This window comes from Streptococcus sp. UMB0029, from assembly GCF_002871495.1.
In the GTDB taxonomy this organism is placed as follows: Bacteria; Bacillota; Bacilli; order Lactobacillales; family Streptococcaceae; genus Streptococcus.
In genome coordinates, this window is record NZ_PNGD01000003.1 from 71,044 (window position 1) to 97,186 (window position 26,143).

At 37.2% G+C, this 26,143-nt stretch carries 15 protein-coding genes and 2 pseudogenes; 16 read left to right on the top strand and 1 reads right to left on the bottom strand.

Annotated features, from left to right (window positions below):
- A partial coding sequence (locus CJ239_RS12350; protein ID WP_374703781.1) for a hypothetical protein occupies positions 1-4,841 on the bottom strand: 4,841 nt, incomplete at its 3' end.
- On the opposite strand from CJ239_RS12350, the gene CJ239_RS12355 reads away from it, so the two are divergent.
- The 16 genes and pseudogenes from CJ239_RS12355 to secA2 all read left to right on the top strand — a co-directional run bounded on the left by CJ239_RS12355 (position 4,822) and on the right by secA2 (position 26,136).
- Positions 4,822-5,199 (top strand): LPXTG cell wall anchor domain-containing protein, encoded by a 378-nt coding sequence (locus tag CJ239_RS12355; RefSeq protein WP_285307939.1) that lies wholly within the window; start codon positions 4,822-4,824, stop codon positions 5,197-5,199. The two genes, CJ239_RS12350 and CJ239_RS12355, sit on opposite strands and share 20 nt — an antisense overlap.
- A 156-nt stretch (positions 5,200-5,355) precedes the next feature.
- Positions 5,356-7,440 (top strand): glycosyltransferase, encoded by a 2,085-nt coding sequence (locus tag CJ239_RS02445; RefSeq protein WP_102210416.1) that lies wholly within the window; start codon positions 5,356-5,358, stop codon positions 7,438-7,440.
- Complete coding sequence (locus CJ239_RS02450; RefSeq protein WP_102210417.1) at positions 7,437-8,315, top strand: DapH/DapD/GlmU-related protein; 879 nt, start codon at positions 7,437-7,439, stop codon at positions 8,313-8,315. Before CJ239_RS02445 ends, CJ239_RS02450 begins: the two co-directional genes overlap by 4 nt.
- A 28-nt stretch (positions 8,316-8,343) precedes the next feature.
- Positions 8,344-9,219, top strand: coding sequence for a glycosyltransferase family 2 protein (locus CJ239_RS02455; RefSeq protein WP_102210418.1), 876 nt, complete (start codon positions 8,344-8,346; stop codon positions 9,217-9,219).
- A 100-nt stretch (positions 9,220-9,319) separates the two neighbouring features.
- Positions 9,320-10,321 (top strand): annotated as a pseudogene (locus tag CJ239_RS12000) (sugar transferase); the annotation flags it as partial.
- A 369-nt stretch (positions 10,322-10,690) separates the two neighbouring features.
- A complete protein-coding gene (locus CJ239_RS12005) occupies positions 10,691-11,557 on the top strand; it encodes an SP_1767 family glycosyltransferase (protein ID WP_257994406.1) in 867 nt (288 codons plus the stop codon).
- Positions 11,558-11,584: 27 nt separating this feature from the next.
- The gene (locus tag CJ239_RS02465) at positions 11,585-13,642 is read left to right on the top strand and encodes an SP_1767 family glycosyltransferase (protein ID WP_102210419.1); all 2,058 of its coding nucleotides are present in this window, start codon (positions 11,585-11,587) and stop codon (positions 13,640-13,642) included.
- Between the two features lie 14 nt (positions 13,643-13,656).
- Complete coding sequence (locus CJ239_RS02470) at positions 13,657-14,556, top strand: glycosyltransferase family 2 protein (RefSeq protein WP_102210420.1); 900 nt, start codon at positions 13,657-13,659, stop codon at positions 14,554-14,556.
- A 293-nt stretch (positions 14,557-14,849) separates the two neighbouring features.
- Positions 14,850-16,640: a glycosyltransferase family 2 protein gene (locus tag CJ239_RS02475; RefSeq protein ID WP_102210421.1), complete on the top strand. Its 1,791-nt coding sequence runs from the start codon at positions 14,850-14,852 to the stop codon at positions 16,638-16,640.
- A gap of 113 nt (positions 16,641-16,753) precedes the next feature.
- Positions 16,754-16,917 (top strand): annotated as a pseudogene (locus CJ239_RS12010) (IS5/IS1182 family transposase); the annotation flags it as partial.
- 90 nt (positions 16,918-17,007) lie between these two features.
- A complete protein-coding gene (locus CJ239_RS02480; RefSeq protein WP_102210422.1) occupies positions 17,008-18,774 on the top strand; it encodes a glycosyltransferase family 2 protein in 1,767 nt (588 codons plus the stop codon).
- Between the two features lie 233 nt (positions 18,775-19,007).
- Positions 19,008-20,225, top strand: a complete 1,218-nt coding sequence (gene secY2, locus CJ239_RS02485; RefSeq protein WP_102210423.1) for an accessory Sec system protein translocase subunit SecY2 — start codon at positions 19,008-19,010, stop codon at positions 20,223-20,225.
- A gap of 9 nt (positions 20,226-20,234) precedes the next feature.
- The gene (gene asp1, locus CJ239_RS02490) at positions 20,235-21,815 is read left to right on the top strand and encodes an accessory Sec system protein Asp1 (RefSeq protein ID WP_102210424.1); all 1,581 of its coding nucleotides are present in this window, start codon (positions 20,235-20,237) and stop codon (positions 21,813-21,815) included.
- Positions 21,799-23,334 (top strand): accessory Sec system protein Asp2, encoded by a 1,536-nt coding sequence (gene asp2 / locus CJ239_RS02495; RefSeq protein ID WP_102210425.1) that lies wholly within the window; start codon positions 21,799-21,801, stop codon positions 23,332-23,334. The genes asp1 and asp2 overlap by 17 nt, the downstream gene beginning before the upstream one ends.
- On the top strand, positions 23,331-23,771 hold the full coding sequence (asp3, locus tag CJ239_RS02500) for an accessory Sec system protein Asp3 (protein ID WP_102210426.1): 441 nt from the start codon (positions 23,331-23,333) through the stop codon (positions 23,769-23,771). The genes asp2 and asp3 overlap by 4 nt, the downstream gene beginning before the upstream one ends.
- A complete protein-coding gene (gene secA2, locus CJ239_RS02505) occupies positions 23,764-26,136 on the top strand; it encodes an accessory Sec system translocase SecA2 (protein WP_102210427.1) in 2,373 nt (790 codons plus the stop codon). Before asp3 ends, secA2 begins: the two co-directional genes overlap by 8 nt.
- Positions 26,137-26,143 lie beyond the last annotated feature (7 nt).

Below are 26,143 nucleotides of genomic sequence, written 5' to 3' on the forward strand. Positions count from 1 at the left end.
TCAACAAGTGCTGTAGCGTCTACTTCAGCAAGCACAAGTGCTGTAGCGTCTACCTCAGCAAGCACAAGCGCCGTAGCGTCTACTTCAGCAAGCACAAGTGCTGTAGCGTCTACCTCAGCGTCAACAAGTGCTGTAGCGTCTACCTCAGCATCAACAAGTGCTGTAGCGTCTACTTCAGCAAGTACTAGCGCCGTAGCCTCTACCTCAGCGTCAACAAGTGCCGTAGCGTCTACCTCAGCCTCAACAAGTGCTGTAGCGTCTACTTCAGCAAGTACTAGCGCCGTAGCCTCTACCTCAGCGTCAACAAGTGCCGTAGCGTCTACCTCAGCAAGCACAAGCGCCGTAGCGTCTACTTCAGCAAGCACAAGTGCTGTAGCGTCTACTTCAGCATCAACAAGCGCTGTAGCGTCTACCTCAGCAAGCACTAGTGCTGTAGCGTCTACTTCAGCAAGCACAAGTGCTGTAGCGTCTACCTCAGCGTCAACAAGTGCTGTAGCGTCTACCTCAGCCTCAACAAGTGCTGTAGCATCTACCTCAGCCTCAACAAGTGCTGTAGCGTCTACTTCAGCAAGCACAAGTGCTGTAGCGTCTACCTCAGCAAGCACAAGCGCCGTAGCGTCTACTTCAGCATCAACAAGTGCCGTAGCGTCTACCTCAGCAAGTACTAGCGCTGTAGCGTCTACTTCAGCATCAACAAGTGCTGTAGCATCTACCTCAGCCTCAACAAGTGCTGTAGCGTCTACTTCAGCAAGTACTAGCGCTGTAGCGTCTACCTCAGCCTCAACAAGTGCTGTAGCGTCTACTTCAGCAAGTACTAGCGCTGTAGCGTCTACCTCAGCGTCAACAAGCGCCGTAGCGTCTACTTCAGCAAGCACAAGTGCTGTAGCGTCTACTTCAGCAAGCACAAGCGCCGTAGCGTCTACTTCAGCAAGCACAAGTGCTGTAGCGTCTACCTCAGCGTCAACAAGTGCAGTAGCGTCTACCTCAGCCTCAACAAGTGCTGTAGCGTCTACCTCAGCATCAACAAGTGCTGTAGCGTCTACCTCAGCAAGCACAAGCGCTGTAGCGTCTACCTCAGCGTCAACAAGTGCCGTAGCGTCTACCTCAGCGTCAACAAGTGCTGTAGCGTCTACCTCAGCAAGCACAAGCGCCGTAGCGTCTACCTCAGCATCAACAAGTGCCGTAGCGTCTACCTCAGCGTCAACAAGTGCAGTAGCGTCTACCTCAGCGTCAACAAGCGCCGTAGCATCTACTTCAGCAAGCACAAGTGCTGTAGCCTCTACTTCAGCAAGTACTAGCGCCGTAGCCTCTACCTCAGCGTCAACAAGTGCAGTAGCGTCTACTTCAGCATCAACAAGTGCAGTAGCGTCTACTTCAGCAAGTACTAGCGCTGTAGCGTCTACCTCAGCGTCAACAAGTGCTGTAGCGTCTACTTCAGCATCAACAAGTGCTGTAGCGTCTACCTCAGCCTCAACAAGTGCTGTAGCATCTACTTCAGCAAGCACAAGCGCTGTAGCATCTACCTCAGCAAGCACAAGCGCCGTAGCGTCTACCTCAGCATCAACAAGCGCCGTAGCATCTACTTCAGCAAGCACAAGTGCTGTAGCGTCTACCTCAGCGTCAACAAGTGCAGTAGCGTCTACCTCAGCGTCAACAAGTGCTGTAGCGTCTACCTCAGCCTCAACAAGTGCTGTAGCGTCTACTTCAGCAAGTACTAGCGCTGTAGCGTCTACCTCAGCCTCAACAAGTGCTGTAGCGTCTACCTCAGCCTCAACAAGTGCTGTAGCATCTACCTCAGCCTCAACAAGTGCTGTAGCGTCTACTTCAGCAAGTACTAGCGCTGTAGCGTCTACCTCAGCCTCAACAAGTGCTGTAGCATCTACCTCAGCCTCAACAAGTGCTGTAGCGTCTACTTCAGCAAGTACTAGCGCTGTAGCGTCTACCTCAGCCTCAACAAGTGCTGTAGCGTCTACTTCAGCAAGTACTAGCGCTGTAGCGTCTACTTCAGCAAGCACAAGTGCAGTAGCGTCTACTTCAGCGTCAACAAGTGCTGTAGCGTCTACCTCAGCAAGCACAAGCGCCGTAGCGTCTACCTCAGCATCAACAAGTGCCGTAGCGTCTACCTCAGCCTCAACAAGTGCTGTAGCGTCTACCTCAGCATCAACAAGTGCCGTAGCGTCTACTTCAGCAAGTACTAGCGCCGTAGCCTCTACCTCAGCGTCAACAAGTGCAGTAGCGTCTACCTCAGCGTCAACAAGTGCAGTAGCGTCTACTTCAGCATCAACAAGTGCTGTAGCGTCTACTTCAGCAAGTACTAGCGCTGTAGCGTCTACCTCAGCGTCAACAAGTGCCGTAGCGTCTACTTCAGCATCAACAAGTGCTGTAGCGTCTACCTCAGCCTCAACAAGTGCAGTAGCGTCTACCTCAGCGTCAACAAGTGCAGTAGCGTCTACCTCAGCGTCAACAAGCGCCGTAGCATCTACTTCAGCAAGCACAAGTGCTGTAGCCTCTACTTCAGCAAGCACAAGCGCCGTAGCGTCTACCTCAGCGTCAACAAGCGCCGTAGCGTCTACCTCAGCATCAACAAGTGCTGTAGCCTCTACCTCAGCGTCAACAAGTGCTGTAGCGTCTACTTCAGCAAGCACAAGCGCTGTAGCATCTACCTCAGCAAGCACAAGCGCCGTAGCGTCTACCTCAGCATCAACAAGTGCCGTAGCGTCTACCTCAGCAAGCACAAGCGCCGTAGCGTCTACTTCAGCAAGCACAAGTGCGGTAGCGTCTACTTCAGCATCAACAAGCGCTGTAGCGTCTACCTCAGCAAGCACTAGTGCTGTAGCGTCTACTTCAGCAAGCACAAGTGCTGTAGCGTCTACCTCAGCGTCAACAAGTGCTGTAGCGTCTACTTCAGCATCAACAAGTGCTGTAGCGTCTACCTCAGCCTCAACAAGTGCTGTAGCATCTACCTCAGCCTCAACAAGTGCTGTAGCGTCTACTTCAGCAAGTACTAGCGCTGTAGCGTCTACCTCAGCCTCAACAAGTGCTGTAGCGTCTACTTCAGCAAGTACTAGCGCTGTAGCGTCTACTTCAGCAAGCACAAGTGCAGTAGCGTCTACTTCAGCGTCAACAAGTGCTGTAGCGTCTACCTCAGCAAGCACAAGCGCCGTAGCATCTACTTCAGCAAGCACAAGTGCTGTAGCCTCTACTTCAGCAAGCACAAGCGCCGTAGCGTCTACTTCAGCATCAACAAGCGCTGTAGCGTCTACCTCAGCAAGCACTAGTGCTGTAGCGTCTACTTCAGCAAGCACAAGTGCTGTAGCGTCTACCTCAGCCTCAACAAGTGCAGTAGCCTCTACCTCAGCGTCAACAAGTGCAGTAGCGTCTACCTCAGCGTCAACAAGCGCCGTAGCATCTACTTCAGCAAGCACAAGTGCTGTAGCCTCTACTTCAGCAAGCACAAGCGCCGTAGCGTCTACCTCAGCGTCAACAAGCGCCGTAGCGTCTACCTCAGCATCAACAAGTGCTGTAGCCTCTACCTCAGCGTCAACAAGTGCTGTAGCGTCTACTTCAGCAAGCACAAGCGCTGTAGCATCTACCTCAGCAAGCACAAGCGCCGTAGCGTCTACCTCAGCATCAACAAGTGCCGTAGCGTCTACCTCAGCAAGCACAAGCGCCGTAGCGTCTACTTCAGCAAGCACAAGTGCGGTAGCGTCTACTTCAGCATCAACAAGCGCTGTAGCGTCTACCTCAGCAAGCACTAGTGCTGTAGCGTCTACTTCAGCAAGCACAAGTGCTGTAGCGTCTACTTCAGCATCAACAAGTGCTGTAGCGTCTACCTCAGCCTCAACAAGTGCTGTAGCCTCTACCTCAGCCTCAACAAGTGCTGTAGCGTCTACCTCAGCGTCAACAAGTGCCGTAGCGTCTACTTCAGCATCAACAAGTGCTGTAGCGTCTACTTCAGCAAGTACTAGCGCTGTAGCGTCTACCTCAGCGTCAACAAGTGCAGTAGCGTCTACTTCAGCATCAACAAGTGCAGTAGCGTCTACCTCAGCCTCAACAAGTGCAGTAGCCTCTACCTCAGCGTCAACAAGTGCAGTAGCGTCTACCTCAGCGTCAACAAGCGCCGTAGCATCTACTTCAGCAAGCACAAGTGCTGTAGCCTCTACTTCAGCAAGCACAAGCGCCGTAGCGTCTACCTCAGCGTCAACAAGCGCCGTAGCGTCTACTTCAGCAAGTACTAGCGCTGTAGCGTCTACCTCAGCCTCAACAAGTGCTGTAGCGTCTACTTCAGCAAGTACTAGCGCTGTAGCGTCTACCTCAGCGTCAACAAGCGCCGTAGCGTCTACTTCAGCAAGCACAAGTGCAGTAGCGTCTACTTCAGCAAGCACAAGCGCCGTAGCGTCTACCTCAGCATCAACAAGTGCCGTAGCGTCTACCTCAGCGTCAACAAGTGCTGTAGCGTCTACCTCAGCGTCAACAAGCGCCGTAGCATCTACTTCAGCAAGCACAAGTGCGGTAGCGTCTACTTCAGCATCAACAAGCGCTGTAGCGTCTACCTCAGCAAGCACTAGTGCTGTAGCGTCTACTTCAGCAAGCACAAGTGCTGTAGCGTCTACCTCAGCGTCAACAAGTGCTGTAGCGTCTACTTCAGCATCAACAAGTGCTGTAGCGTCTACCTCAGCCTCAACAAGTGCAGTAGCGTCTACCTCAGCAAGCACAAGCGCCGTAGCGTCTACCTCAGCATCAACAAGTGCCGTAGCGTCTACCTCAGCGTCAACAAGTGCAGTAGCGTCTACCTCAGCGTCAACAAGTGCCTCATCAAGTATGACAGTTCCAGAAAGCACTGATAAGCCAAACTTTAGTTTGAGTGATAGTGCTTCACGTTCAGCAAGTGTCAGTCAAAGTGCTTCAGTAAGCGCATCTGTATCAGCTTCTGAATCGGTGTCAACAAGTACCTCTGAGTCAACAAGCATATCGGTATCTGAATCAGTATCAACAAGTGCTTCGGTCTCAGCAAGTACTTCAGCATCAGCTGACGCATCATCTTCTGAAACACCATCAGAATCAACAGGTAAGTCAAGACAGCAATTGCCAAATACAGGTACAGAAGCTTCCAAATCATCTGTACTCCTTGGAGCTTTGGCAGCTGTGACTGGTTTAGGTCTGTTTGCGAAACGCCGTAAACGTGATGATGAGGAGTAATCGGATTAAAAATACATAGAAAGTATTATTATTTCGATTTATGAAGAATCCCTTGGATGAAAAATCATCCAGGGGATTTTTTGCGTTTTAAAAGTTTAAGGGAGACAGAAAAATAGCATAAAAAATGTTATAATAGTAGGAAAGGAGAACGACTACATGACTGAAAAAATTACGGTAATTGTACCAGTTTATAATGTTGAACATTACCTAGATAAATGCTTAGATAGTTTAGTTAACCAAACTTATAAAAATCTTGAAATTATCGTTATCAATGATGGCTCTACAGATAATTCAGGAATAATTTGTCAAGAGTATGCACAAAAAGATAATCGAATTGTCTATATTGATAAAGAGAATGGTGGTCAATCGGAAGCAAGAAATATGGGATTAGATCGAATGACTGGATCTTATGTGACCTTTGTTGATTCGGATGATTGGGTCGAGTTAGATTATGTAGAAAACCTATATAAAAAAATAACGGAGTATCAGGCTGATATTGCGGTTGGAAATTATTATTCTTTTAATGAAGCTGAGGGAATGTACTACTTCCATATATTTGGAGATTCTTACTGTGAGAAAGTCTATGACAATGTTTCTATCTTTGAAAACTTGTATGAGTCTCAAGAAATGAAGAGTTTCGCTTTGATATCTGTTTGGGGAAAACTTTATAAGGCAGATTTGGTTAAGCACTTACGTTTTGATATAGGTAAGTTAGGAGAAGATGGTTATCTCAATCAAAAGATTTACTTACTTGCTGAGAAGACAATTTATTTGAATAAAGGTTTATATGCTTATCGCCAAAGAGAAGGAAGTAGTTCCAGAATTTGGACGGGAAAGTGGATGCATGCCTTGGTTGATGCTATGTCTGAGCGTATTACTCTACTAGCTAATATGGGATATCCTCTTGAGAAACACTTAGCAGTTTATCGCCAGATGTTGGAAGTCAGTCTAGCGAATGGTCAAGCTAGTGGTTTATCCGATACAGCAACGTATAAAGAGTTTGAAATGAAAAGAACTCTTTTAAATCAGTTATCAATACAGAATCAAAAGGAAAAGAAGGCTATTGTCCTCGCAGCAAATTATGCCTATGTTGAGCAGGTAATGACTACTATTAAGTCTATTTGTTATCATAATCGCTCGATTCGTTTCTATTTGATTAATAGTGATTTTCCTAATGAATGGTTGAAACAATTAAATAAGCATTTGGAAAAGTTTGATTCAGAAATTATCAATTGTCGGGTAACTTCTGAGCAAATCTCACGTTATAAAACAGATATCAGTTACACAGTATTTTTGCGTTATTTTGTGGCTGATTTCGTGAAAGAAGACAAAGCTCTTTATTTGGATTGTGATCTAGTTGTAACGAAAAATCTAGATGAATTGTTTGCTACAGATTTACAGGATTATCCTTTGGCGGCTATTAGAGATTTTGGAGGCAGAGCCTATTTCGGTCGAGAAATCTTTAATGCAGGTGTTCTCTTGGTTAATAATGCTCTCTGGAAGCAAGAACATATAACTCAAAAGTTGATTGACTTAACCAATGAATGGCATGATAAAGTGGATCAGGCTGATCAAAGTATTTTAAATATGCTTTTTGAAAATAAATGGCTAGAACTAGATTTTGATAATAATCATATTGTCATTCATGAACGTTTCGCAAACTATAGTTTTCCAGATGGGCAGGAATATCCAGGAATCATCCATTATTTATCAGAGAGAAAGCCTTGGCATACACACGCTAGCCAAACCTATCGTGATGTTTGGTGGTATTACCATGATATGGAATGGACAGAGTTGGGAAAAAATCATCATTTACATTCTCTTAAAAAATTGCATCTTTATCCTATAAAAGTTCCATTTTCTTGTTTGATTTATACAGCTTCAGATCAAATTGAGCAGCTGGAAACACTAATAGTGGCTTTACCAGAAGTGCAATTTAAGATTGCAGCAAGAGTAATCGTTAGTGAGAATCTTTCTAGGCTTGTTGTGTATCCAAACGTTACTATCTATTCTGGAACAGTGTCTTTAGAGGAATTGGATAGAGAATTGGTGGAAAGTTGTCAGCTTCTTTTAGATATCAACTATGGTGAGAAGGAAGTAGAGATATTAGAGCAATTTATTTCCCAAAATAAACCAATATTAGCCTTTGAGAATACTAAATCTTATGAAGCGGATCAAGAGATATATCAGATTGATCAAGTTTCAGAAATGATAGAGAGAATAAGAGAGTTAAATAGATGAGAAAAAATACTGTGCGAGGTGATGCACTAATCTTAACTGTAAGTGATCAGATTGAACAATTAGAATATATTTTAGAAAACTTACCAGATATTTGTTTTCATATTGCAGCTCCTGTACAGTTTTCTGAAAAGATAAAAGTACTGGAGTCTGAATATAATGTCCGTCTCATGACAGTTACAACTAATCAGCAAATTGATTTTTTAGTGAATATATGCGACATCCTATTGGATATCAATCATTTTCAAGAAGTTGATTCTATTGTTTCCAAATTTATGCAGGCTGGTAAAATAGTCTTGGCTTTTGACAATACAGTCCATGGGAATCAAGGTCAGGAAGTCTTTGAAGCGAATAGACCTGATGAATTGGTTAGTAGAATTCGTGATAGTATAAATTCAATCCAAGCGGGGGTGAATCATCAAGAAAATATCATCCAAGATGGAAATTGGAATGTATTTCAAATAGATGATAAGGCCAACTTGGTTGTAGGAGCTAATGTTATCTGCAGAAATTTTGAAAATTTTCATGTCTCTTCTGGCAAGTTGATACTGCATGATGGTGTCTTTATCAATAACTCTTGCAGTTTTAATTGTATGGAGAGAATTGAAATAGGTTCTGGAACTATGATGGGAGAGGGAGTTCGTTTTTACGACCATGATCATATCTATACAGCTGAAACAATTGAAAAATGGCAGTGGACAACTGCGCCAATTAAAGTTGGAAAAGACTGCTGGATAGGAAGTAATGTCACGATTTTAAAAGGGGTGACTATTGGGGATAATACTATTATTGGGGCAGGTTGCTTAGTGCGTAAAGATATCCCGGCTAATAGTGTGGTTTATAATGATGGGAATCTTGTTATAAAAGAACGCAGTTAAGAAACATTATGTTTAAAGGAGTAATTATATGAAAAATGAATTAATTAGTATCATAGTTCCAGTCTACAATGTTGAAAATTATTTACGCCAATGTTTAGATAGTATTATGGGGCAGACTTATCAAAATTTCGAGTGTTTATTAATAAATGATGGTTCACCTGATCATTCAGCGGATATTTGTAGAGAGTATGTTTCTAAAGACTCTCGTTTTCTCTATTTTGAAAAGGAAAATGGTGGGGTATCCTCTGCACGAAATCTGGGAATTGAACATTCTAAAGGAGAGTATATCACTTTTATTGATTCGGATGATTGGGTAGATTCTGATTATTTAGAAGTTCTTTATAATGCACTTATAGATGAGAATGCAGATATATCAGTATCTACTTATAAAAGATTTCATATGGCGGATAATTGTTGGTATTTTCATTCTTTTCAGAGGGGATATGATAAAAAGACATTTACAGGTCTAGAATTGATTGATAAATTACAATTATTATCTTCATTTGATCATTCATATGGCTCTACATGGGGAAAATTGGTTAAGAGTGTAAGAGTAGAGACTATTCGTTTTAATGAAGAAACAACTTTAGGTGAAGATATGGAATTTTGGTATAAACTATATCTAATTTCTGATAAAATTGTATATGTAAACAAAGATACTTACATTTATCGAACTAGTAACGATGAATACAAACACTTTGAATTAGAAAAAATTAGGAGTGATATTCAACATCGATTGAATTTTATTGCATTTCTAACTGCTAGAGATCTAGAAGTTACTTCCTATGTAGATGACTGTATTTTGTATCTTCACGATCTAGTAGACAAGATGAAATTAGAGGGATTGGAATTTACTCAAACTGCAAGATGGTTGCAAGAGGTACTATTTCTACTAGAAGGATAATATGTTAGTCTGTAGGTAAAGAAAAAGTCTTTGTAGATGATGAGAGGATTGTTTAAAATCAAGAACTAGGAAAAAAGGATATGATAGAAAGTGGAGAGAAATGAAATTACATATTACCAATCTATATGGAATGGCTAGGGAAAGTACAGCAACTATTGCTCAAAATGCTGTTCAAAAAATTGCTGCTCAACTAGGATTTAGAGAGTTAGGGATTTATTTTTACCATGCATCGGCTGAAACTGTAGAAGAGAGAAGTAGAAGATTAGATGGGATTCTAGCAAGTGTTTCAATGGGAGATGTGGTCATTTTTCAAACACCTACTTGGAATGGTTTAGAGTTTGAAAGAGAATTTTTAAGTAAGTTGAAACTTCTCAATGTGAAAATCATAGTATTTGTCCATGATGTGATTCCCCTGATGTTTAAAGCAAATGAATTTCTGATGCAGGATTACATCAACCTTTACAATATGGCAGATAGTATCATCTTACCATCAGAAGCTATGAAAGAAAAACTACTTCAAAATGGCCTGAATGTTAAAAAAATTATTTTTCAAAGAATGTGGGATCATCCTCATGATTTGGACTTACATGAACCTAAATTTAAAAAAGAAATCTATTTTGCAGGAAATTTAAGCCGTTTCCCAGAATTAAAAACCTGGGAGGGGACAGTTTCGCTAACTGTATTTTCAAATGAAGAACAGCTTTCTTTATCGACTCAAGTTCACATTGAGGGTTGGAAGACTGATGAAGAAATGCTCTTAGAGTTATCAAAAGGTGGATTTGGACTGGTTTGGACTACACATCAAAATGAGGAACAAAATATAGATTATTACAGTATGAATGTTTCTTATAAGTTGAGTACTTATTTAGCCGCAGGCATTCCTGTCATTATTCCTGCTACCTTGTCTAACTCGGACTTTATAGTAGAGCAAGGATTGGGATTTGTAGTTGATAACTTAGAGGAAGCAAGCCATTTGGTGGAACAACTATCAGAAGAAGCCTATCTTCAAATGTGTAGTAGAGTACGTTATTTTTCTTTTTTACTAAGTCAAGGTTTTTATGCAAAACAGTTTTTGTTGCAAGCAGTTTTTGAATTAGGAATTAGTAACAATCAAATATCAAGAGGTATTCGACTATTGACAGTTACAAATAGTCAGGATTTGGAACAAATTGAATACCTAGTAGAACAACTTCCTGAGTGTGATTTTAGCATTGCTGCTAGAACTCTTATGGGACCACGTTTGACAAACTTGGCTGAGAAAGAAAATGTCTATCTATATCCAGCCTCAGATTCAGAACAGATTGAGGAACTATTAGACAAGACTGATCTATATTTGGATATTAACTATGGTGGGGAAGTAGATGGGGTTTTTAACCTCCTGTCAGACAAATCTATTCCTAGTTTTGCCTTTTATAAAACACAAAATGGGGAAAAAGGACAGTATCTCTTTTCTATCAGAAATGTTGATGCTATGGTAGCTGCAATTAGGAATTATGCTGAAACAAAACAATTGCCCAATAAACCCTTTGATTTTGAAGTGCAGACTATAGATGAAACGCTTGATTATATTCTGGAGTATCAATCTTCAATAGCACGATTTGGTGATGGTGAGGCTGCAATCATGTTAGGCCAATCTATTAATTATCAGAAATATGATCCTAATCTTGCAGAAGAATTGAAATTTATTTTTAGTCAAGAGAGCAGTTCTACATTAGTTATTGGTTTACAAGAAGGTTTAAAAAATCGTTTCTCTTTTGTTCCAGATGCTCTAGCTTTTTGGAGACAATATTTAGAGGATTATGAAGAATTTTATCTAGAGTATTGTAAAAATACTTGGTATGGCTCAACTTTTATTTCCAGACCTTATATTGATTTTTTAGATAAATCAAAAGCAAAATCTCAGTTTGAAAAGTTGAAAAAGCTATGGGAAGGAAAAGATATTCTTATCGTAGAAGGATACGCTTCTAGATCTGGGGTAGGAAATGATTTATTTGATGGTGCCAAGAGTATTAAGAGAATTATTTGCCCATCTCGACACGCTTATGATAAGAAAAATGAGATAATGGAAGAAATCATGAACCATGCTGATGGACGTTTAGTTTTGTTAATGCTAGGTCCTACAGCTAAAGTTTTAGCTTATCAACTTGCTACCAAGGGTATGCAGGCAATTGATATTGGACATGTTGATTCTGAGTATGAGTGGATGCAGATGGGAGCTGAAAATAAGGTTTTATTACAGAATAAACATACTGCAGAGTTTAATCTAGATACAGAAATAGAATTAGCAGATGATGAAGCATATTTGAGTCAGGTTGTTGTAGACTTGAGTGCAGAATAGTATAAATCATAAATTTTCGGAGGAGAAATGACACCAGAAAGAATTGCAATCGTTTTGATTGCTGATCAAGCTTATACAGAACAATTAACTGTGACCATGAAATCCATCATGTATCACAATAAATCAGTTGATTTTTATATCATAAATCAAGGTATTATGCCAGATTGGTTTAGAAAAATGAGACGTATAGTGAGAAATCTGGGGGGGGAACTTTACAATATTCCCTTTGATATAGGATTGATTTCAGCTGAGTGGAGAACGCAAAATCATATTAGTCCGATTGCTTATGCTAAGTATTTTATTCCTCGTTTTATTGATAGGGAGAGAGTACTTTATCTAGATACAGATGTTATTGTTAATGGCAGCTTAACCTCTTTTTTCTTAACAGACTTAAAAGGATTTCCAGTAGCTGCTGTACGTGATGTGGATGGTAGTTTTAATACTGGTGTTATGCTCATTGATAATCTACAGTGGAAGGAATTATCTGTTTTAGATAAATGCTTAGAATTATCTGAAGGTGAGAAAAGCGAACATTGGGAATTAGAACATTTTAATGGAGATCAGACAATCTTGAACTATGTTTTTCAGGACAATTGGTTGGAGTTGGATAAGCGATTCAATGTTCAGGTTGGTCATGATATCGTAGCATTTTATAGTAACTGGCAAGAGCATTTTTGTATGAAGGATAGTCCTCTGATTATTCATTACACAACTTATAGAAAACCATGGAATAGTTCAACATCATACAGATATAGAGAAAAATGGTGGGAATTTTATAATTTAGAACTTTCCCAAGTTTTAGCTCATCATCTAGGAGAATTTTCTTTACAAAAAGAAAAGCAGGGATTGGATTTCTTCACATTAACAGGAACAGAACAATTTGAAGGAATTGAACATTTAGCAAGTAGCTTTCCAGAACATCGCTTTCATATAGCTGCTTATACAGAATTTGGATCGTGGCTAAGTGCTCTGGGCCAAAGAGATAATATTTACCTACATCCTGAGTGTATCCCAGCTACTTTTGATCAATTATTAGAAAATATGGATGCTTATCTTAATATTAATCATGGGGATATAAATGAGACAATTTTAGAGAGAATGAGTGAGATGAATAAGCCTATTTTTTCATTTTATGCTACTCATAAAGGGAATGTACCTCAATATCTTTTTCTAAGACAGGAGTTAGAAAAAATGGAGGATGCGATTCGTTTATTCTCTGAAATTGGAGCCGATAAATTTCGTCAAACATTTAAACAAGAAGAATTATTTGATATTTCAGTCATGTCTATAGATGAAACCTTGGATCAATTATTGGAAACAGAACAATCACTTATTCGTTTTGGAGATGGAGAGTTTCATATTATGAATGGTTATGATATAGGATTCCAAGAGTATAACGAAGAGTTATCTAATAGTATGAAAGATATTTTATTAAATGCAAATAAGGAAGATATATTAATTTGCATGCCAGAGGTTTTTGAAGTTTTTGCAGGAAATTTCCCTCAAGATCATAACTCTGAGACTTTCTGGAAGAGGGAATTAGACGCTTTTGCACCATTTTTCAGAATATATTGCCAATCACAGAAGTATGGCTCAGCCTTTATATCAAGACCTTATATTTATAATAAAGATAGGAGTCGTGCTTTTGACCAATTTGAAAAAATGAAACAATTATTCGAAGGGAAAGACTTACTAATTGTAGAAGGGGTAACTTCGCGTTCGGGCGTTGGAAATGATTTATTTGATAAGGCTAGCTCTATTAAGCGTATTATATGCCCTTCTTACAACGCTTTTTCTAAAATTCAGGAGATACGAGAAAAGATTCTAGAGCATGTAGAGGGACGCTTGATTTTATTAATGTTAGGACCAACTGCTAAGGTACTAGCTTATCAATTATCTCAATTAGGCTATCGTGCTTTAGACCTTGGGCATATCGATTCGGAGTATGAATGGATGAAGATGGGAGCAGAAACTAGAGTGCAGTTACAACATAAGCATACTGCAGAATATTATTCTGATCAAGAAATTGAACTGATTGAAGATGAAGATTACAATCAGCAAGTTGTTGAGGATTTATCTAAATAGTGAGGAAGGCATATATGAATTTTCCATTAATATCAATTATTATCCCTGTCTATAATGTTGAAGAATATATAGCACATTGTATTCATAATATTTTATCGCAAACTTATAGTAATTTGGAAATTATTATTGTAAATGATGGTAGCTTAGACGATAGTATAAGAATTGCAAAAGAATTGACCAAAGATGATTCACGTTTTATCTATATTGATAAGGAAAATGGTGGACAGTCGGATGCTCGAAATGCAGGATTAGATATTGCGATGGGGGATTATATCTTTTTCTGCGATCCAGATGACTTTATGTTTGAAAAAAGTATCGAAAACTTGTACTATGCCAGCACTTTGATGAAAGCAGATATTGTAGTAGGTTCATTTTGTCACTTTAATGATGGTGTGTTTTACTTGTATAATCCAGATAAAGATGGGGAGATATTATCTCATATATCAGCAACAGAGGCCATTGAAGGTATGGATAGTATGGAAGATTACCCATTTCTTCGTTATTCGGCTGTATGGGGTAAGTTATTTAAAAAGAACTTGTTTGAGACTATTCGTTTTCCTAAAGGAAAATACGCAGAAGATCAATTTATTATGTGGAGATTATATCTTGCAAGTGATGTGATTGTTCGCTATCAGTCAGATGTCTATGCCTATAGAGTAAATTATAAGGGATTGACGCAAAATTATAATCTATCTCACTTAGATTTTATTGAAGCGATTGAAGAACGTATTCATACCTTAATGAAAATGCCAGAATTAGCTTATCCTATGGAATTGGCATTTAATCAGTATAAATTTGCTTTGAAGAGAAATCTTTCTATGTTGGAAGGGAAAGGATTTATTAAAGAAGAAGCGGAGTTAAGAGAAAAAGTGGAATGTGCTGAGAATGAAGAATACCTATTCTTAAAAAAATAAGAGAATAAGCTATGGAAAATCAATTAATTAGTGTTATTGTACCAATATATAATAAAGAAGATGTTTAAATGCGTCAAAAATATTAACAGAATTTCAGGAAGCTAGAAATCATCATACTGGTTTATTACAGTGGATGAAATATAATATAGGGACAGTATGGAATATGTCCGATACAGTCACTTATAAAAAATAGAGAATCAATTGTGCTTGATAAATATAGTTAAACAAAAAGAAAAGAATATAGATGAAAATTAATAGATTTAAAGAGGAATAGCAAGAAAGCGAGATATGAATTGAAAACAGAAACAATATCAATCATTATACCAGTGTATAATGTAGAGAATTATCTAAGGTCGTGTTTGGATAGTGTTCTATCACAAACTTATAAGGATTTTGAAGTTCTGATGGTAAATGATGGCTCAACAGATAGTTCAGGAGCTATCTGTCAAGAGTTTGCAGAACGTGACAGCCGCTTCCACTATTTTGAAAAGGAAAATGGGGGATTGTCTGATGCTAGGAATTATGGACTTGATAGAGCTAAGGGACATTATATCACTTTTCTAGATTCGGATGATTTTCTCTTTGAAGATTATTTAGAGAATTTGTACCACGCTAGTCGTTTAAGTGACTCAGATATCACAATAGGAGGGTATTGTCGTTTTGGTGACTCGAATTTTTACTTCTATAATGATCGTTTTAAGAGTGATTCGTTGGTATCACTTAAAGATTTTCAGGCTATTCAATATCTAGATTCTATGCTTGATGTTACATTTCTAACCTTTTCTACCGCTTGGGGAAAATTATTTAAACGAGAGTTATTCAGTGAGCTACGCTTTCCCTACGGAAAATATGCAGAGGATCAATTTTTAATCTGGAAATTGTATATGAAAGCTGATAAAATTTATGTTTTTAATGGAGCTTCCTATGTTTATCGTATGAATCCTTCAGGATTGTCTAATATTTTCACTCTCAAGCATTTAGATTATATTGATGCTCTTGAAGAGAGGATAAAAGAAACAAAAGATATAGAAGGTATAGAAATTCAGCATTCCTTTAATATGTACAGCTATGTATTACAGAGAATATTAGGGCAATTAGAAGAACATGATTATATTGATGAGGCAAAGGAAGTACGTAAAAAATTAGAGTTGGCTGAACAAGGACAATATTCATTTTTGTCAGATGAAGTTAAGGAGATTGAAGTAGAAAATGGTGGGGAACTAATTAGTATTATAGTTCCAATTTATAATGTCGAAAACTACCTCCGAATGTGTTTGGATAGTATTGAACATCAAACTTATTCAAATATCGAAGTTTTATTGATAAATGACGGTTCACCAGATTCATCTGGAGAAATCTGTCAAGAATATGTTGCAAGAGATAGTCGTTTTCGTTACTTTGAAAAAGAAAATGGAGGTGCATCTGATGCACGAAATTATGGTATTGAAAGATCAAATGGAAAGTATCTAACCTTTGTAGATTCGGATGATTGGTTAAGTTTAACTTATGTGGAAGATTTATATCAAGCAGCTATTCGAAATGATTCAGATACTGTTATCTCACATTACACTATCTATAATGAGAGTGATAGAAATTATTATGTCCATATTTGGGATGATTACTATGAAAAGAATTATACTAGTGAAGAACTTATCATGGAACTTCCCAAATTGGAATTAAACGGCTATATATACATAACTAGTTGGGGAATTCTATTCAAGAAAGAATTATTTAATAATGTAAAATTTCCTAAGGGGAAAGTAATAGAAGATTCTTGGACTAATTATAAATTGTTTTTTAAATCAAAAAAAATCACTTATATCCATAAGGAAATTTATTCTCATAGAGAAGGAATACTGAGTGTTGGAAGTAGTGTTAATGAGAAGCTCTTAACAGATGTTTTAGAATGCTTGTTAGAAAGATTAGCTATTTATACCATAAAAGGCTGGAATTACTCTGATGAAAAGAATAATGTCTTGGGATGTTTGAGATTACGATATCAACAAGCAAAAGAAAATGGATTGCAGGATACAGAAATTTTTAGGAGATATACGGAAATATTATCATTAGTAGATGAAAGTTAAATAGCATAGTATTAATCATATAAAAATGTATCTTCAAATTAATAATAGACTTATTTGGTAACCATATAGTTCATAACTATGTTATACAATAGTTATGAAAACTGTGTATGAAAAAGCAATGTAATAGAGAAAGGGATGAAATATGTATAAAAGTTGAGAATTTTAATGTTAAGTTTAAGACTTTTGAGATTATGGAACAATCTTATCGCAATCAAATAAAAGATTTGAACTAAAAGTTGATTTGATTTGTGCTATCATTAGCTATGAGTTAAAATAGTTTCTGAACAAGTCAGATGTGTTATCATCTTCTATTATTTAGAAGATTGTAAGTTTGAGTTTATAAAAAATAGTTAAAGGAAAGAAAAATATGGGAGATTCAAAGGAATTAATTAGCATTATTGTCCCTATTTACAATACTGATTGCTATTTACGCCAGTGTTTGGATAGTATCATTAATCAAAGTTATAAAAATTTTGAAGTGCTTCTTGTCAATGATGGATCAGTTGACGATTCTGCAATGATCTGTAAAGAATTTGCAGAAAAAGATTCTCGAATACGCTATTTTGAAAAAGAGAATGGTGGAGTATCTTCAGCACGCAATTTAGGTCTGAAGAATGTAAAAGGTAATTATATTACTTTTGTAGATTCGGATGATTGGATTGAAGAAAATTATTTAGAAGTACTGTATAATGCTCTTAAAGAGAATGAGGTAGATGTTGCCATTTCAACTCATAAAGATTTTAATATGGATGATAATTTGTATTATTTGCCGTTTTATTCGGAAGAACAATTACATACTTTGGATATTGGAAAAGTATCTAGAGATGAGTTTTTAGAACTTTTTCCAGAACTATCTTCTTTAAATCATGATTTTAATTGTGCTGTATCTAAATTGTTCAAGGCGGATGTAGTAAAGAATCTATTGTTTGATGAGTCGATCAATTATGGGGAGGATTTAGATTTCTTTTTTAATTTATATTTAAACGTTTCCTCCATTTATTACGTGAACCAACCAACTTATATTTATAGGCAACATCAAACGAGTGCTTCGAATAATTGCTTAGAATCACATGCCATTTCTGAAATTAGAATATATGAGAAAATATTAAAAAAAATTATGGAAATAGGTATTCTAAATCATAGCTATATAGAAAAATTTAAGATTATTTTATATTTTAGATTGAGTCAATTTCCTGATTCTCAAGTGTTAAAATCTTATGAGTCTTTTATTTCTGTAATGTCAGATAGTGTAATGTATTCTCAGTCTTTGATTAGTATCATAGTACCAATTTATAATGTCGAAAACTACCTTCGAATGTGTTTAGATAGTATTGAACATCAAACTTATTCAAATATAGAAGTTTTATTGATAAATGATGGTTCACCAGATTCATCTGGAGAGATTTGCCAAGAATATGTTGCTAGAGATAGCAGATTTTATTATTTTGAAAAGGAAAATGGGGGATTATCTGACGCACGAAATTATGGTGTGGCTCGTGCAAAAGGGAAATTTCTTACTTTCATAGATTCAGATGATTGGGTTGAAGCAACATATATTGAAGATATGTATCAAGCTGCTTTAAAAAATGATTCTGAAATTGTTATTTCAAACTATGCACAATTTGACGTTAAAGAAAACCATTATTTAATCCATGTATGGGATGACTACTATGAAGAAACCTATGAAGGGGAAGAGTTAATTAATAAACTCCCTTTGTTGGAACCACGTGATTACTCTTTTGTAACGAGTTGGGGAATTCTTTTTAGTCGAAGTTTATTTGATAATATTAGGTTTCCCAAAGGTAAACTTACAGAAGACAGTCGAACAAATTATAAATTATTTGCGAAATCATCTCGTAGTACTTATATTCATAAATCTTTATATATATATAGGATAGGTAGAGAAGGAAGCATTGTTAATACAGTAACTGAGAAGCTATTAATAGATAAGTTAGAGTGTGTATTAGAACGTTTAGCTATCTATACCATAAAGGGATGGAATAGTTTCGACGAAAAGGAGAACACCTTAAGTAACATAAGACAGGGATGGGAATCGGCTAAAGAAAATGGTCTGCAGGATACAGAGATTTTCAGGAGATATACGGAAATACTAGATCTTATAGATAATAATTAAAAGAATAAAGAATGTCCAGTGAGCTGATAGTGTATAAAAACAACCTATTTAATTAACTAACATACACTTTTTCATTATTTCCTTAAGGGAGTTAGAAGCAGATTTTTTCTGCTTTTTTTGTTATAATAGTAACGTAAAAGTTAATAAAAAGATTAAAATACCTGATAGTATAATGATTATAAATTACTCAGTAGAAATAGACTAGAAGTGAGTTTTAGAGAGTAGGATTAAACATGAAAAATATTTTTTCATCGATTGCAGTTAAAAAAGGACTGGCAACATTATTTTTTATATTCATATTTATAGCAGGAAGTAGAGTGACCCTTCCTTTTGTAGATATGAATAATAGGGAATTTTTAGGAGGAACTGCTGCTTATTTGGCTTTTTCTACAGCAATGACAGGCGGAAATTTGAGAAGTTTATCCTTGTTTTCAGTAGGATTATCTCCCTGGATGTCTTCTATGATTTTATGGCAGATGCTTTCTTTTTCAAAAAAATTAAATCTGACATCTGGAGCTATTGAAATACAAAATAGAAGGCAGATGTACTTAACCTTGTTTATTGCTTTGATTCAAGCATTAGCTATTTCGTTAAATCTTCCAATTCAGTCCAATGTGCCTAAAATGTTGGTTATCGTATTAAATACCTGTCTGTTGATAGCAGGGGCTTTTTTCTTGGTGTGGTTATCAGACATTAATGCAACTGTAGGTATCGGGGGATCTATGATTATTTTGTTGATTGGTATGATTTTAAATATTCCTCAAGATTTGATTGAAACGTTTCGAACGGTTCCTGTACCTCTTTTTGTTTTAATCGGTTTGATTATTATGGGTATTGTTTTTACTTATCTGGTAGCTCTGCTTTATCGTGCTCGTTATCGTATAGCAGTTCATAAGATTGGTCTACATAATCGTTTTAAAAGATATTCTTATTTTGAGATTATGCTTAATCCTGCTGGAGGGATGCCTTTTATGTATGTCATGACTTTTTTGAGTTTACCAACGTATGTGTTGTTGTTGTTACAGACGATTTTTCCGGGAAATCTACTTTTTACTGAAATTTCATCTCAATATATAATGGGTAAACCATTGTGGATTTATATGTATATGATTATTCTTTTTATTTTTAGTATAGCCTTTGCTTTTGTAAATATGAGTGGGGAACAAATTTCAGATCGAATGAAGAAATCAGGAGAATATATTTATGGAGTCTATCCGGGTGAAGAAACGAGTCGTTTTATCAATCGATTGGTCTTGAGGTTTTCTTTTATTGGTGCTGTGTTTAATGTAGTAATGGCTGGAGGCCCTATGTTATTTGTATTGGTTGATGAAAAACTACTTAGAGTGGCAATGATTCCTGGTTTGTTTATGATGTTCGGAGGGATGATTTTCACAGTAAGAGATGAAGTGAAAGCTCTAAGATTAAACGAAACTTATAAACCATTGATTTAGGAGGGTATCATGTATTATTTTATTCCAGCTTGGTATGGTTCAGAACGTCAGTGGCATGCGGATGTGATTCCTTGGTACCATTCACAATTTCGCTTTGAATTTGATGATACCTTTAATCAACTCCGTCTCTTTCAAAGACAAGGAATATCATCTCGCTTATTAGTACTATCTTATCAACCACATTTGCGTTATTTTTTACATAGGCATGGTGTTTTAGAGACAGATGTTTACTCTGTTTTTGATGATATGCAAGATTTTCATAAACTGCATACTCAGGTTCTTCACATTAGAGATATAGAGTGGGATAGTGATTGTCAATTTCTTTATAGTCCTTTTGCAATTACTGTGCAAAAAAAAGGTAAGAAATATGCTCAGGTAGAGCATGGGGTAGAGGGCTTTATTAGTGAAATTCGGTATTTTAATTCAAATGGTCAGATTAGCAAGCGCTATCTCATGGATGATAGAGGATTTGTTTCTAGTGTAATCTATTTTGAAGATGGTCAAGCTATGTATCAGGATTATCTAGATCCTAAAGGAATTTGGCGATTTAGGGAGTATATTCAAGAGAAGGGCAGGATAGAGATTAATCCGATTTTTGCCTATCGATTTAAATTACTTAACTATCGAAATATGGAGCATTTAGTAGCAGAATTTTTTGATAAATATTTGAAAAAAAATCAGAAAAAGCAGGATAAATTTATCATTCCGTCACATCCTTACCATGACCAGTTTATTTTCAAATACATTCCAAGTACTAATTCTAAAATTTTGAGTATTTTCATCAACCGTAATTCTCAAGATACCTTTAGAGAGCTATCATTATCAGTTGATAGGGCCAGTCTAGTATTAGTGGATAGAGAAGATAGTCTAAAACTTTTACAAGAGCTATACCCTGAACTATCTAATAAATTCCATCATCTTTCTCCTTTTGATACACGTTTACGATTGGGGAGAAGTCAAACAAGAAAAGAGTCTATTATTTATTATCAGCTTGATTTTAACGAAGAAATTGATAGAGAAGCATTGACTCAAGTTTTATTATTTATTTCAGAAACTAAAAATACAGAAATAGTTTTCGGAGCTTTCTCGGCTAGCCAGAAACAAATGGAAGATGTAGAGGCTCTTGTTCATGAAATTATTAAAGAGAAAATTCATACTGATAGTTTAGAAAAAGGGATAGACTATGGAGATGCAGAAAATCCTTTAGAAGAAAATCAAGAGCAGGAACTACGTTTTCAATTTGTTAATATGAATGATGAGTTGGAGTTAATCAAGACACTAGAGTTTGTGCGTTTGATTGTGGATTTGAATAAGCAACCGCATCTCTATACTCAAATAGCAGGTATTAGTGCAGGGATTCCTCAGATTAATAGGATTGAAACAGTCTATGTGGAACATTTGAAAAATGGTTATTTGATTTCAGATGTGACGGAATTTTCCAAGGCAGCACATTACTATACAGATAAATTAAAAGAATGGAATCAGGCTTTAATCTATTCTATTGATAAAATTAAGGAACATACTGGTCAACGTTTCTTAGATAAATTGCACCATTGGCTTGAGGAGGTTACTGATGTCAAAGGAACATAAAATCCTACAGATAGGGATTGATAACTGGGCTCATCATTACGATATTCCTGAAAATATGGATTGGTACTATTTCTGTCCCAACTCACCTATAGCTCTTCGTAAAATGATGGAAATGAATAATATTGTAAATTTTCATGCAATCTTGATAGAGGACGGGCAGTATATCAGTGATTTATTACCCTTTATCCATCATGTTGAACCTCATACTTTGTTTTATAATAAGGAGTTTAAAACGACAGATTTGGCCATTCTTGATTTATTAAAGAAACGGTGCGCTCAAGCTATAGATTTCTCAGTTCCTCAGCAATTAGTGAATGATTTGTCAACCTCTCTCTTTAGGGGAGGTTACGGTGATAAATTATTTCCGTCAACGATGCAAATTCATTCAAGCTTTCGAGGGACTATTGCTTATCAGGGGCTTGATGATGTCAATTTGAACGGGGATTTTGGAGATGATTTTCAACAATTAGCTTACTGGCCAGATAATTTTATGGTTTATAAAAATTTACCTATCGAATTATGGTTAGAGTTTGAAAAACAAGGAAATTGTGAATTTCGTCTTGTTATTCGTAAGATATGGGCTGGATCTGTTGATGAATTTTTTGAAGAGGAAACTTATGCTGAAGATGCTCTTCAGAAAGCTATTGTTGTGGACAGTAAAGAGGAAGATTTTTTTATAACGGTATCTGTAGAGGCTCGTGGTCGTGGAAGCTTGAAGTTAGGCAATCTACACCAACGTTGGAGTCGTAAACAATTTGGTAAATTTTTCCTTGGTGGAAATATTTTACATGATAGCAAGCGCGATGAAATTAACTATTTCTTTCATCCAGGAGATTTCAAACCACCTTTGGCAGTCTATTTTGCTGGATATCGTCCCGCCGAGGGATTTGAGGGATATCGCATGATGAAAAATTTAGGTTGCCCTTTTCTTTTATTTTCTGATCCTAGGTTAGAAGGAGGCGCTTTTTACCTTGGTAGTAAAGAACTAGAAGAGAAGATAAAGGATACTATTCGTTATTATCTACAGTATTTAGACCTTACTCATAAAGATTTAATTTTATCTGGTCTTTCTATGGGAACTTTTCCAGCTCTTTACTATGCGGGTTTCTTTGAACCTAGAGCCGTTATTGTGGGAAAACCTCTGGCTAATCTTGGAACAATTGCTCGTAGGGGTCGTTTAGATGCACCGGCTGTTGCCAATTTGGCATTTGATGTGTTAATCCACCATACAAATGGAGTGACATCTGACCATATGTTGGAATTGGATCAACGTTTTTGGAAGGTCTTTAAACAAGCTGATTTTTCAAAAACAACTTTTGGATTATCTTATATGAAAGATGAGGAAATGGATAGCCATGCCTATGAACAATTAGTAACTTATCTATGCAATACAGGTGCAAAAATTCTTTCTAAGGGAACATCTGGGCGACACAATGATGATACTGCTACAAATGTGGCTTGGTTTTTGCATTTTTATAGTATGGTATTGGGAGCGGAGTTTGGAAGAGGTGACAAATGATTATCAACCAAAGAGGAAGTATCACTTGGGGAGAGGTAAGTGGGACATTTATGTATGGTAGTAAGGTGACCTATTACGAAGATAAACATATTAGTCTATATAATCCGTTGATACCATCAGGAGAAATTTTAAAAACATGGTTTTCTAGTGTGAATTATCAGGCATTTAGAACTCAGCCCAGTCTCCCTTTACTTAAAAGAAAACAGGATTATCAATTATGTATGAATTTTGAATGTTATCCTACAAATGGAGTCTATACAAAGATTTCCTTTTTTGATAGATATGGGGATGTAATTGAAGAGAAAATTGAAAAAAAGAAAGTCTTTGATTTTACTTATCCTGATGACACCTATACCTACCAAGTCTCCCTTCTAAGTGCTGGCTTTGAGTCTATGGATTTTTATTCTTTATCTATTAAGGAGATTAATTGTGTCTAGAAGTTTTTATCAAGATTTCCAACTTCGGAAAGTTAAAAGGATTTTAAAAAAGATTAATGCCCTTAAAGAAAAGATGGAATCTCTATCAGATCAAGAATTAGTTGCAAAGACAGAGGAATTTCGCCAACGTCTTGCTAAAGGAGAGACGGTAGATGATCTTTTAGTGGAAGCTTTTGCTGTTGTGCGTGAAGCAGATAAACGCGTACTGGGAATGTTTCCTTATGATGTTCAGGTCATGGGAGGGATCGTTATTCATCAGGGAAATGTTGCTGAGATGAATACTGGTGAGGGGAAAACCTTGACGGCCACTATGCCTGTTTATCTCAATGCCCTGACAGGAAAAGGTACCATGCTAATCACCACTAATGACTATCTAGCTAAACGAGATGCTGAAGAGATGGGGCAAGTTTACCACTTCTTAGGATTGACAATTGGTGTGCCTTTTACGGATGATCCTCAAAAAGAATTTACCCCAAAAGAGAAAAAAATCATTTACGCATCGGATATTATTTATACAACTAATAGTAACTTAGGTTTTGATTATTTAAATGATAATCTTGCCTCAAATGATGAAGGGAAATTTTTACGACCCTTTGATTATGTTATTATTGATGAGATTGATGATATCTTATTGGATAGCGCACAGACACCTCTTATTATTGCTGGCTCTCCTCGTGTTCAGTCTAATCACTACGGTATTATTGACACGCTTGTAACGACCTTGGTTGAAGGTGAGGATTATATTTTTAAAGAGGAAAAAGATGAAGTTTGGTTGACCACTAAAGGTGCTAAAGCTGCTGAAAGTTTTTTAGGGATTGCCCATTTTTATAGTGAGGAGAATGCACCCTTTGCTCGTCATTTAGTTTATGCGATTCGAGCCCATAAGCTCTATACAAAAGATAAGGACTATGTCATTCGTGGTAATGAAATGGTATTAGTAGATAAGGGGACGGGACGTCTAATGGAAATGACCAAACTGCAGGGGGGTCTCCATCAGGCAATTGAGGCAAAGGAACATGTCAAGTTATCTCCAGAGACGAGAGCCATGGCTTCTATCACCTATCAGAGCCTTTTTAAGATGTTTAATAAGGTGTCTGGAATGACGGGGACAGGTAAGGTTGCAGAAAAAGAGCTTCTGGAAACTTATAATATGTCTGTAGTGCGCATTCCAACTAACCGTCCTAGACAACGGATTGACTATCCAGATAATCTATATGTTACTTTACCTGAAAAAGTGTATGCTTCTTTGGAGTATATCAAAGAATACCATGCTAAGGGAAATCCTTTATTGGTTTTTGTTGGTTCTGTGGAGATGTCCCATCTTTACTCATCTCTTTTATTACGTGAAGGGATTGCCCATAATGTTTTAAATGCTAATAATGCGGCGCGTGAGGCTCAGATTATCTCCGAGTCAGGTCAAATGGGAGCTGTTACAGTGGCAACTTCTATGGCAGGACGGGGTACGGATATCAAGCTTGGTAAGGGAGTCGCAGAGCTCGGGGGCTTGATTGTCATTGGAACGGAACGGATGGAAAGTCAACGGATCGATCTGCAAATTCGTGGCCGTTCTGGCCGTCAGGGAGATCCTGGGATGAGTAAGTTCTTTGTATCTTTAGAGGACGATGTTATCAAGAAATTTGGCCCATCTTGGGTGCATAAAAAGTATAAAGACTATCAGGTTCAAGATATGACTCAACCGGAAGTATTGAAAGGTCGTAAATATCGGAAACTAGTCGAAAAGGCTCAACATGCGAGTGATAGTGCAGGACGCTCTGCACGTCGTCAAACTCTAGAGTATGCAGAGAGTATGAATATACAACGAGATATGGTCTATAAAGAGAGAAATCGTTTAATAGATGGTTCTCGTGATTTGGAAGATGTTGTTGAGAAAATCATTGCTAACTACATAGTTCAAGTGACTTCTTCAGACTATGAAAGCCGAGAGTTGCTCTTCCACTTTATTGTGACCAATATTAGTTTTCATATTAAAGAGATTCCAGACCATGTTGAAGTGACGAATCAAGATGCAGTTCGTAGATTTATTAAGCAGGTGATTGATAAAGAACTTTCTGCAAAGAAAGAATTGCTTGAGCAACATGGCTTGTATGAACAGTTTTTACGACTTTCTATGCTCAAGGCTATTGATGACAACTGGGTAGAGCAGGTAGACTATCTACAACAGTTATCTATGGCTATCGGTGATCAATCTAATAGTCAGAAAAATCCAATCGTAGAGTACTATCAAGAAGCTTATGCAGGCTTTGAAACCATGAAAGAACAAATTCGTGCGGATATGGTGCGTAATCTCCTGATGGGCTTGGTTGAAGTCACTCCTAAGGGTGAGATTATGACCCATTTCCCATAAAAAAGAG

Excerpts from the sequence above, each read along its gene's own strand:
- CJ239_RS12355 (WP_285307939.1), top strand. The coding sequence starts at position 4,822 with ATGACAGTTCCAGAAAGCACTGATAAGCCAAACTTTAGTTTGAGTGAT.
- CJ239_RS02445 (WP_102210416.1), top strand. The coding sequence starts at position 5,356 with ATGACTGAAAAAATTACGGTAATTGTACCAGTTTATAATGTTGAACAT.
- CJ239_RS02450 (WP_102210417.1), top strand. The coding sequence starts at position 7,437 with ATGAGAAAAAATACTGTGCGAGGTGATGCACTAATCTTAACTGTAAGT.
- CJ239_RS02455 (WP_102210418.1), top strand. The coding sequence starts at position 8,344 with ATGAAAAATGAATTAATTAGTATCATAGTTCCAGTCTACAATGTTGAA.
- CJ239_RS12005 (WP_257994406.1), top strand. The coding sequence starts at position 10,691 with ATGGTAGCTGCAATTAGGAATTATGCTGAAACAAAACAATTGCCCAAT.
- CJ239_RS02465 (WP_102210419.1), top strand. The coding sequence starts at position 11,585 with ATGACACCAGAAAGAATTGCAATCGTTTTGATTGCTGATCAAGCTTAT.
- CJ239_RS02470 (WP_102210420.1), top strand. The coding sequence starts at position 13,657 with ATGAATTTTCCATTAATATCAATTATTATCCCTGTCTATAATGTTGAA.
- CJ239_RS02480 (WP_102210422.1), top strand. The coding sequence starts at position 17,008 with ATGGGAGATTCAAAGGAATTAATTAGCATTATTGTCCCTATTTACAAT.
- secY2 (WP_102210423.1), top strand. The coding sequence starts at position 19,008 with ATGAAAAATATTTTTTCATCGATTGCAGTTAAAAAAGGACTGGCAACA.
- asp1 (WP_102210424.1), top strand. The coding sequence starts at position 20,235 with ATGTATTATTTTATTCCAGCTTGGTATGGTTCAGAACGTCAGTGGCAT.
- asp2 (WP_102210425.1), top strand. The coding sequence starts at position 21,799 with ATGTCAAAGGAACATAAAATCCTACAGATAGGGATTGATAACTGGGCT.
- asp3 (WP_102210426.1), top strand. The coding sequence starts at position 23,331 with ATGATTATCAACCAAAGAGGAAGTATCACTTGGGGAGAGGTAAGTGGG.